Raw genomic sequence first — 9198 nt, 5'->3', positions numbered from 1 at the left:
CCTCGGCAGAGGCGAAGCTGGTGTTAATACTGCCTCTGTTGAAGCTCGCTTATTCGCTTTACAGTGTGATGGTTTGAATACTCCTGTGACGTTACTGCTCTCACAAATGTTTACTTTCCTATTACGCGCCACAGGTAGTTCGTCTAAGGCAGAAGTGACGTTTATGCCAGCAGAGATGAGAAGCCCTATTGAGTTAGAAGCTCAGTTCAATTTACGCGCTGCTCGTTTACTTTATGACTTGAGTGAGGGGATTATAGATGATGACGAGTATCACTTGCGTATGTATGGACGCATTCGTCCTGATTCTGCTCCAATTCTATCTGGAACTAAGTTTTACAATGGAAGTGGTAACGGCGATGTAAATGGGAATGGTAATAGTGATTCCGTTACACGTTCCGTTAGTAGTAAAAATGATAAGGCAGCACAATCGAACGCGGTGAAGAAGTAAGGAGGCTTAATGCCTCCTATACTCACTCTCTAAAGACATCAAGCAATAGTCACCCATACCTGTCTGCTTTAAGAAACTGATATCTTTTTCGGTTAAAGTAACGGCAGTGCCATTTTTAATAGCAACGCCAATTTTATTGAAGACGGCACAATAATTTAGCGTTAACTCATCCAACTCTAAATCCAAGTCAGGGTCAGGCCGATCATCGTCAATTTCATCAAGTAAGTCGATTTCTAAATCGTTGGCCATTAAGGTTTCCTCAACTTTCAGAGTTTTCAAATACCACTACCATGCTTGGAAAAGGAGCAGAGTTTTTACTATCCCCAAATTTCAAACGCCCTTTGATAAACTCGATTTCTCCGCGTGTGCAAAATTCGTGAAACCACTTTGTATCTGTCCTAGCTGGGAGTAGGCAAACAACTTTATCTGCCGTCTTATCAACAAAAACAGACTCGAATGCTTTTCTAACCCACTTGCCAATCTCGCGTCCATAGGGGGGATTCATCCAAATAACACCTGTCCATTTTTGTGATAAACCATCATCAACAACCGTGTAAAACTTAGTACATTTAGCGTTATCTACAGTTGCACAAACATCTAAATCAAACCTGTGTATTACATTCTGACTATCAAAAAATGCTTGTGGAGTTGCCCACAAGTCCGTTGCACTTGAAAACATTAACTCTGTATTCATTTTGGTTTCCTCAAAGGTCTTGTTCCTTTTCTTGAGGGAGGCTGCCAGTTATCTCGCCTATTTTCAAAAGGTGTTTTAGGGAGTAAATCGTTAAGCGTTAAGTCTAACTCACCATTGGTTTTTAAACTACGTCCGTTTTGTAATTTAGCGTGAGCTTCGGCATAGGCTTCGGTGTTTTCTTCAAACAACATTTCTTGTAAAGCTAACTCTAACTCAACAACAGTTTCACCCTCACTTAAATCAGCGTTTAAACGAGATTCTTTAGCGGCTTTATATTTCTCAGCTAAAGTGCTTAAGGTCAACTCCATAGCTGCTTTATTAGCATTATAAAAGCCTCTAATGTCATCAGGTATCATCAGTTTCTTTTTAATGTTATGCGACACCAATGAAGTGGCCAAATGGGTTTGAATCTTTTGAGAGCCACCATAGTAGTCTTGGCCAAGAGCTATTAAGCGGTTAAATAAAGTCTTTTTACGATTCTCAACGACAAAGGCGGTATCGATGCCGTCTTTAGGGACAACAGGATAAACCTTCTCAGCCGTCAATGCTTTTTGAAACTCAGCAGGGTTAAAAGGGAATTTTTGACACTTCAACTTAGTGAAGAAATCCCTTGCGTAATCCGCAATCACTTCAACATCCATATTAGTTGCGTGTTTATTGAGTTCTTCAAAGAATATCTTCTCTTGCTCAATAACACGAGCTTCGTGAGCCTCTTGAGGCAGTTTATACCCTGTGTGATGTTTAACGGTGGTGCCGTCAGGTTTTAGAATAATAGGTAGAAAGTTAGGGTAGCGTGTTCGGTAGATCACCATAGGGGGTAAATTAAAAGGGTTTAGAAGCAAACGAGGCTCAGGGTTCAACATCCGTATTAATGTTGTTGGAACCATTCGCAGGGTCTTAAAGCTGATGTCATAAGCATTGTTTAAGTCAACAAGCATAAACAAGTCAAAGTAAGTACCACATTCTAAAGCGTTGAAATGGTCTCTAAACGTCTCCCACACTAATATATCAGTCGCCACATTTAGGTAGGGGTTCTCATCGCAGAGCTTCATTAAGACCACCCACCAGTCATAGAGATTATTTGGGTTGATAAAGTCCACAGGGGGGCAGCCCTCAGTCGCTCTCAGGTTCTTCGGGTCAGTCAAGGCTAGTTGACCAATAGCATTAGCTTGGCCTTCGACAATAGCTTTGGTAAGCCCACGTTCGGTAAAATGACTTGGGTATAGATTTAACGTAGGCTTCAAAGGCATTCTTCAACATCCCATAGGAAAGAGTCTGACAACTTGTTTTTATATTGATCGACAAGTAGCCGCAAGGTTTCTCGTTTATGTTTATTGTAAACAGACGTGGCTTCGGCGACAGTTTTGTAAGTGCCGAGGGAGATGTATTTGCCAAAGGTATCTCTAACCCTTACTTGATAACCACTACCTCTTAAACAAGGAATGTATTGTGAATTAAGTAATGTTTTAAGTTTTTTAGGTAAAAAGTAAATACAAGACTCATCAACAAAGGGTGAGTTAAATGGGTTAATCGTTAAATAGCTGTCAGAGCCGCCTAACTGCTCTTTGGCAGCCGATAGCACCCGATAAGCGTAGGTGAAGTCAAGTAAGCGGTAATCATATTGGTATCGGCTTGGGAGTGCCAATAGGTGTTCTTTTAACCTTAGCCAGACCTGATACTGCCATTTTAGTTTAGTAGAGTCTTTTTGCAACGAAGTGTAAACCTTAATAAGGTTCTCTTGAACCACAAAGGCTTCGTAACAGTGTTCTCTAATCAAATCCTTTTCATGTTGGTGTTTGCGCCGAGCATGATCTTCCTGAAACTTTAAGTGACAGTAATTCGTAAACATTACTTTAAGCTTTTCCTCGGTCTTGAAGGGACCAAAGGTTTGACTCTCACCGCTCTCAAAGACCTGCACAAACAACTCCCCTTTCTCATTTGTAATTACTAGGGGTTTGTCTCTATAGACCCTTAGTAACTCTGCTGGAATGATTAAGGTGTTGTCAAAGTCTAAAGTATTGGTGCTGCCAATAGAGACGAAGCTGACATCTTCATGATGATTTCTAAGGGTGACGCAACGCTTTAACCAACCAAAGAAATAAGCTTCGTTAGTTAATTTGGTAGAGTTAGGATACCTTTTAGCTTTAACTTTTAAGAACTGTTTGTGGAGGTCTTTTAGATACTTAACTTCTTGGTGAAGGTTAACACCTTCGCCCATAGCTATAGGAGATTTCATTTGTGTTACCTTCGGGTCAGAAAGGGTAGAGTACAGCGTGTTGAGCTGGGTCTATGTAATTAGGCAGAGACCAATGACCAGTTGGTTTTCGAGCAACACCTCTATCTGCCTGATGAGAATAGTACCAATTAGGTGGGTTTTAATCAACTAAATACCTGTAACAAAATGTAAAAAATAGCTTGTTTTTTAAACAATGTGTGCAGATGTGAAATAACGTGAACGGTCAGTCACGTGTGCAGATGTGAAATAAAACCTATTTTTAAAATCTATTTATTTCACATCTGCACACAAAAAACCTAAAAGCATTTATTTCACATCTGCACACATACTCGTCATTATGTTCATAAAAATCAAACACTTATAGATTCCTAACACTAGATACTTAACCGCTTTCTTTTCATCCACTCTAAATAAGAAAGAAAAAAGTTAAGAGAGAAGAAAGAAGAAGAAAGAAGAAACCCTTTTGGACATTTTTCTAAGTGAGAATAGTTCTCAACAACTTAAAAACCCACCCTTTGTGGTATCATCACTGCCAACACCGTGGACAAGAGCAGTTGCGACCTTCAATAAGGAAATAAAGCCCTCTACTTTGGTATTGGGTGGAGAGGACTAAGGTTGAAAAGGTGAGGTTTCTTGCATTTTCCTCTGTATTACACTCAGCATTAGCCTCGGCAGAGCTAAGCCTACTTCTGCCTCTACTTCTACCATCTTGATTGTTCCCTACTATTAGTGGTATTCTTTACGCAATTAATACTGAATTAATACAGACTATCATGCCAAAGCGTATAGACATCACTGATGAGATTAAGGCGAAAATTAAAGCCAACATGGGTTCTGAGCCTAACTACGATCAAATCGCTGTATTTGAGATGACGGCTGTGACCTCGTTGCCTTTAAGCAAACGCTGGTCTATTTATGACAAAGCTCAAATTACAATGGCCACTTTTGAAGAAGCGGCTGCTTACTTAAATCAGGGTGGTTTTGTACCCTTTCATACCTTACACAATCAAGGTTACGAAATCCCTGTCGGTCGTGTCTTTTATAGCGAAGCTCAAAAGAACGCTAAAGGTTTTGACGAGTTACGAGTTCTTGCTTTCATCGACACGGCTGCTCACGCTGACTTAGCTGACAAGATGGACAACGGTATTGTCGAAGAAGTCTCTGTCGGTATGTCATTTAAACAGTTGCTTTGTTCTGCTTGTGGCGATGACCTATTATCAGATATGGGTAAGGTGTGGGATAGAACCTGCGCTAACGGTCACGTTATCGGTATGGGCGATCACCACGTTAAACCAAATGGTTTAGGGGTGTTCAGCGAGCTTAGTGCTGTCTCTAAAGGGGCTTCACAAGGCGCGAAGATTCTTGGTATGCAGAAACGCAATCTAGCTGCTAGTTTAGAGCGTTCTGATTTAGCCTTAGCTGCTTCCGTGAAAGCTGACCCAGAGCTGATGCTGTTTACGCCTCACGCGAATTTAGACATTACTAATGAGGGGGAAGACCCTGTGCTTATCGCTGAATTACAAGCAAAGCTTGACGCTGCCGAAGCTGAAAAGGTTGCTTTAACTGCTGCCAAAGACGCTGCCGAAGCTGAAAAGGTTACTTTAACTACTGCTAAAGACACTGCTGAAGCTGAGTTAGCAACCGTTAAAACTGAATTAGAAGCTGCCACTACTGCTAAGACCGAAGCTGAGTCTAAGTTAGTTGCCGCTCAAAATGAATTACAGGGTCTAAAAGATGCTGAGTCAGCTCGGCTATCTGTTCGACCATTTAAAATCCCTTTAGGTGGGATTCAAGGCTTAGATGCAACTCATACAGATGTTGCAGCTAAGTCTAAACCTGTAGTAGCTGGGCCGTCCCCTGCTTTTAAAACCCCTAAATAACTGGAGTTAATCATGGCGCAACTCGCTAGTGGCGGTATCAGCCTTGTAGGTATCCCACAAAATGAATTTCGTTTCACCTTCAACTTAGCCACAGGTATTACTAAAGCTGATGAGGGTAAACCTGTTGCATTAGACACTTCTGCTGACAACACCGTTAAACTCGCTGGTGATGGTGATGTTATTATCGGTAACTTGAAAGTCGTTGAGAACCGCCTCGTTGAAGGTATCTTAGTCGGTACTGTTGAGATGAAAGGTGGCTTCACTTGGACTAAATCAGGTACAGTCAACCGTGGTGACAGTGTTGTTGGTGCAGGTTCAGGTGCCGTTAAAACAGGTACTAACGCTCGTACTTTAGTCGTAGCAGTAGGTTCTACTACTGTTGACGTTATTATGATCTAACTTGGAGTCAAATGATTATGGCTATTCGTCCATTAACCGACTTAATGAAAAAAGATCGTTTGTCTCCAGATGAAGTGGCAGCAATGTTGGCTAATGACAGCCCAAGCACTTCTGCTGAGAAAGGTCTTCAATTAGTTGCCGAAGCTGCCTCTTATGGTATCTCTTTACGCGACTACTTAGTTTTACACGTTGCCCCTACTAAGGGTGAAGGTGCTGCTAAGTACACAGGCTTAAACGGTTATGAAGCTGTTAAAGCAGCTTTAAACTTGCCTCACGCAAATGACTTTGAGCAAGGTATCACCTTACAAGCGGCTGCCAATACGTTCCAAACCTATACAGGTACTCGCGCTTTGTTTCCAGAAGTCATTGACGATATGTTGAAACAAAAAACCCGTATGGAGCAGGTTGAGAACATTGCCTCTATCGTTTCTCAAAGCCGTACTGTTGACCAAGTAGAGATGATTACAACTTACGTTGAAGATGACTCTGCTGACCGTAAGCAATATACCATTTCTGAAATGGGTCGTGTACCAGTTCGTTCCGTTCGTACCAGCCAAAATGTTGTTAATTTCGGCAAACGCGGCTCTGGTATCGAAATGTCCTACGAGTTTAACCGCCGCGCTTCGTTAGACATTTTAACGCCTTTTGCTGCTCGTATCGTGCGTGAAACTGAGTTAAGCAAAGTTGCTGCTGCTACTGCTATCTTAATCAACGGTGACAACGTAAACGCTGCTGCTGCTGTTGTTAATTTAAGCACCTATGGTGCTGCAGGTATCAGTGCTGCTAACTTTAAGTCCTTAGCTAAGTTCTTAATGGCTCGTGCCAAAGCTGGTTACCCTGTTGACACCTTAGTTGTTAACTATGATATGTACATTGAATTAATGTTTATGTATCAGCCAACTTTAAGCGGTAACGGTTCTATTCCTGCGGCAATGGAACAACGTGGCGCACCAGCTATCCAAACCAATGTTAGCTTCATGGCCAACATGGGTGTGAACGTAGTAATTTCTTCTGCTGTTCCAGCAGGTAAGATCATTGCTATGTCTAAGATGGAGTGCTTAGAAGAATTGATCGAAGCAGGTTCTGATATTAGTGAAAACGAACGTTCTATTAAGAACCAAGTAGTTACTTACATCAAAACCGAAAACACAGGCTACAAGTTAGCAATTCCAGAAGCGCGTGTCGTTTTAGATACTACTGTTTAATCAGTAGGTGTGTTATAAAAAGCCGAGCTAGTCTCGGCTTTTTTATTAGAGCTGTTAATGCTAAAATACTGAAAACCCTCTGAGTCACTACCATGTCTAAAGTTATTGTTCAAACCACTGGTCAGTTTATGTTAATCAATGGTGATGTTGAGATTGACCCATTGAAACCAACCCTTGTTGAACGAACAGCCTTCATTAATAATGCCTTATCCAATGGTAAGTTAAAATTGTTGTTAGGTGACGTTCCTGATGATTCTGTTCAAGCTGATGTTGAGGGTTTATTAGCTCCAAAAGAAACCAAACCTAAAGCTAAAGATAAGGCTAACTAATATGGATTGGGTCACAACTGCAACAGCGTCAACGCTGACATTTGAGTTAAAGGTCGGTCAGGATTACGTTGTTGCTGACCCAAGTTCCCTTGCTGTTTTAAAGGTTCGCAAACGGGACGGCAGTGTTGTTCATACTGAGACCATTGCCAACCCTACGGGCAGTACCCTTAATTTTACTGTACCTGACACCGTTAATACTCTGTCAGGTAGCAATACTAACGAGCTACGTTCCGCTTCTTTAGAGTTTGTTGTCAACTCAAAACCTTACTTGCTTGTCCACCACTATAAGGTGAGCCAGTATCTACCTTTCACGGTGACAGCTCAAAGTGTTAGAACCTTGTTGGGGTTAAGTTATGAGGAGCTAGAAGACTATGAAGTTGACCTATTGGCTGCTTATTATGCTCTTGAGAATAAGTCTGGCACTACCTTTACCACTGCTTTTACTACCGAAGGGTTTAAAGGCGACCAAGCCAACCTTGCCGTTTGTTACCAAGCTGCCATCGACATCGCAATTAGCTTGCCGCAACGCATCGCTCAAAAGAACGATGAGGAGAAAGCTAGTTTTCAGCGACTGTCAAAACTAGACCCTTATAAGTTAATTGCCAGTTTAGACACTAAGCTTGCTAAGATTCTTGACAGCTTACAAACGGAGGTTGTTGTCGGCTCAGCCGCCTTTGTACTTACTCAACCAACTGATGCCTTTACAGGGGTCTAACCTTGAAGAAGATTCATAATAGTCGTTTTAAAAAACTGTTAACGAATATCACTCAAGGCTGCTTACTTCAAGGTCATATTGTTGATGCAACAGGTGAGATAACTGCTACTGAGGAAGTTAATCAACTTTTAAGGGTAAGTCACCAAGCCTTAATCAACGCTGGCGATCACTTAACATTTATGGGTAATCACTACGCGGCAAGTAGTTACAGTAAAGAGCCTTTAGATGTTATTTACCGCTTAATACCCTTACCCGACCAAGTAGAATGGAAAGTTCAACAGGTGTTCCAGAAAGACCCTGTAACAGGCTTAAATCGCCCCATAGACGGTGTTGTCCCTCCTGTACAGGTATTATGGTGTAAGAAGAAGACAGAGGGCTTTAAAGGGTCTGTAGGTAAGAATAAAGACGAAAGTATTTGCTATTGGTTAGTTGATACAGTTTCGGTAGGTGATCTATTAGATGGTCAAACTGTAAAACGAGTTGTCAGGGAGCAAGACCTTTACAAGGTTGAGATGGTATGACGAACAATGAGCAGGTTTTTAAAAAGGTTCGTGAGAGTATTTCGATAGACTCTGTTGTAAGTAGAAAACGAGCTGAGAAACTTGTCAATTTACTCTCATTAAGTGAACGTAGAAAACTTGCTGAAAAATTTAATCGCAGTCTTGCCCACTTCAAAGAAAACTTCATCAAGAACTTTATTGGTTATGACGGTACAGTAGGTAAGATTAAAGACTTTTCCTCACGCGATAAAGTTAAAGACCCGAAGCGAGGAGGCATTCCTTTCTCATGGGTTAAGTTAAGTAAACAATGGGAAAACAAGAAAAAACGCATGGGTGTTCAAACACCTAACTTCTTTAAATTTGGTCAGTCGGCTAATTTGAAAAGTAAAGCAGGTAAAGTGCCTGCCAACAGACCAGCGATGACTTTAGAGCAATATATTGAAGCTAATTGGAGCAACATTATCGAACAACGCTTTGGCAAAATTAAATCTACAGATATTATCTTTAAGGATGCCAAAGGTAGAGATTTAACTAAAGCGGCTGCCTAAGCCGCTTCTTTGTCTTCAGAATCTCCAATGAAGTTTTGATCTTTCTTAATTTCCTCTAAGAACATATCTGTTGAGAGAACAGGCCCAAATCTGAACACATTGATTTTATCGTCCGAGCCTTTGAATTTGAAATTACCAACATCAAGAAACTTTCCAAGTTCTGAGCCATTCTCAGACTGGTAGCCTTCAAGAAACTGTTTAGTGCAAAGAATATGAATACCCTTAGCTACGTGAGCTAATTTTT

The 9198-nt window shown here is 41.2% G+C and carries 13 protein-coding genes; 8 read left to right on the top strand and 5 right to left on the bottom strand.

All coding sequences use genetic code 11. From position 1 onward, the window contains the following. Positions 1-448, top strand: a 448-nt coding sequence (locus Q0212_RS03700) for a hypothetical protein (protein WP_297922393.1), incomplete at its 5' end; no start/stop codon positions are given. Positions 449-454: 6 nt separating this feature from the next. On the opposite strand, the gene Q0212_RS03695 is transcribed toward Q0212_RS03700, so the two are convergent. Genes Q0212_RS03695 through Q0212_RS03680 form a run of 4 tightly spaced genes read right to left on the bottom strand, consistent with a single transcriptional unit; the run spans position 455 to position 3378 of the window. Further along, positions 455-727 (bottom strand): hypothetical protein, encoded by a 273-nt coding sequence (locus Q0212_RS03695; RefSeq protein ID WP_297922390.1) that lies wholly within the window; start codon positions 725-727, stop codon positions 455-457. Next, positions 708-1142 carry a DNA N-6-adenine-methyltransferase gene (locus tag Q0212_RS03690; protein WP_297922387.1) on the bottom strand — a complete coding sequence of 145 codons (435 nt, stop codon included), beginning with the start codon at positions 1140-1142 and terminating at the stop codon, positions 708-710. The genes Q0212_RS03695 and Q0212_RS03690 overlap by 20 nt, the downstream gene beginning before the upstream one ends. Further along, on the bottom strand, positions 1139-2392 hold the full coding sequence (locus Q0212_RS03685; protein WP_297922384.1) for a hypothetical protein: 1254 nt from the start codon (positions 2390-2392) through the stop codon (positions 1139-1141). Before Q0212_RS03685 ends, Q0212_RS03690 begins: the two co-directional genes overlap by 4 nt. Next, the gene (locus Q0212_RS03680; RefSeq protein ID WP_297922382.1) at positions 2383-3378 is read right to left on the bottom strand and encodes a hypothetical protein; all 996 of its coding nucleotides are present in this window, start codon (positions 3376-3378) and stop codon (positions 2383-2385) included. The genes Q0212_RS03685 and Q0212_RS03680 overlap by 10 nt, the downstream gene beginning before the upstream one ends. 773 nt (positions 3379-4151) lie before the next feature. Between Q0212_RS03680 and Q0212_RS03675 the strand changes: the two genes are divergently transcribed. From Q0212_RS03675 to Q0212_RS03645, 7 genes are all read left to right on the top strand, one after another. Further along, on the top strand, positions 4152-5258 hold the full coding sequence (locus Q0212_RS03675) for a hypothetical protein (protein WP_297922379.1): 1107 nt from the start codon (positions 4152-4154) through the stop codon (positions 5256-5258). A 12-nt stretch (positions 5259-5270) separates the two neighbouring features. Further along, on the top strand, positions 5271-5657 hold the full coding sequence (locus tag Q0212_RS03670) for a hypothetical protein (RefSeq protein WP_297922376.1): 387 nt from the start codon (positions 5271-5273) through the stop codon (positions 5655-5657). A gap of 17 nt (positions 5658-5674) precedes the next feature. Next, the gene (locus Q0212_RS03665) at positions 5675-6862 is read left to right on the top strand and encodes a hypothetical protein (protein WP_297922373.1); all 1188 of its coding nucleotides are present in this window, start codon (positions 5675-5677) and stop codon (positions 6860-6862) included. A gap of 92 nt (positions 6863-6954) precedes the next feature. Beyond that, on the top strand, positions 6955-7191 hold the full coding sequence (locus Q0212_RS03660; RefSeq protein ID WP_297922370.1) for a hypothetical protein: 237 nt from the start codon (positions 6955-6957) through the stop codon (positions 7189-7191). A gap of 1 nt (position 7192) precedes the next feature. Next, positions 7193-7906, top strand: a complete 714-nt coding sequence (locus Q0212_RS03655; RefSeq protein WP_297922367.1) for a hypothetical protein — start codon at positions 7193-7195, stop codon at positions 7904-7906. Between the two features lie 2 nt (positions 7907-7908). After that, positions 7909-8427, top strand: a complete 519-nt coding sequence (locus Q0212_RS03650; RefSeq protein WP_297922364.1) for a hypothetical protein — start codon at positions 7909-7911, stop codon at positions 8425-8427. After that, positions 8424-8954, top strand: coding sequence for a hypothetical protein (locus Q0212_RS03645; RefSeq protein ID WP_297922361.1), 531 nt, complete (start codon positions 8424-8426; stop codon positions 8952-8954). The genes Q0212_RS03650 and Q0212_RS03645 overlap by 4 nt, the downstream gene beginning before the upstream one ends. Here the strand turns inward: Q0212_RS03645 and Q0212_RS03640 are convergent. Next, positions 8951-9198: hypothetical protein (locus tag Q0212_RS03640; RefSeq protein ID WP_297922358.1), on the bottom strand; the 248-nt coding region annotated here is incomplete at its 5' end. The two genes, Q0212_RS03645 and Q0212_RS03640, sit on opposite strands and share 4 nt — an antisense overlap.

It is taken from the genome of uncultured Agitococcus sp. (assembly GCF_937920075.1).
Classification (GTDB): Bacteria; Pseudomonadota; Gammaproteobacteria; order Pseudomonadales; family Moraxellaceae; genus Agitococcus.
This window is presented reverse-complemented; position numbering and strand designations above follow the sequence as displayed.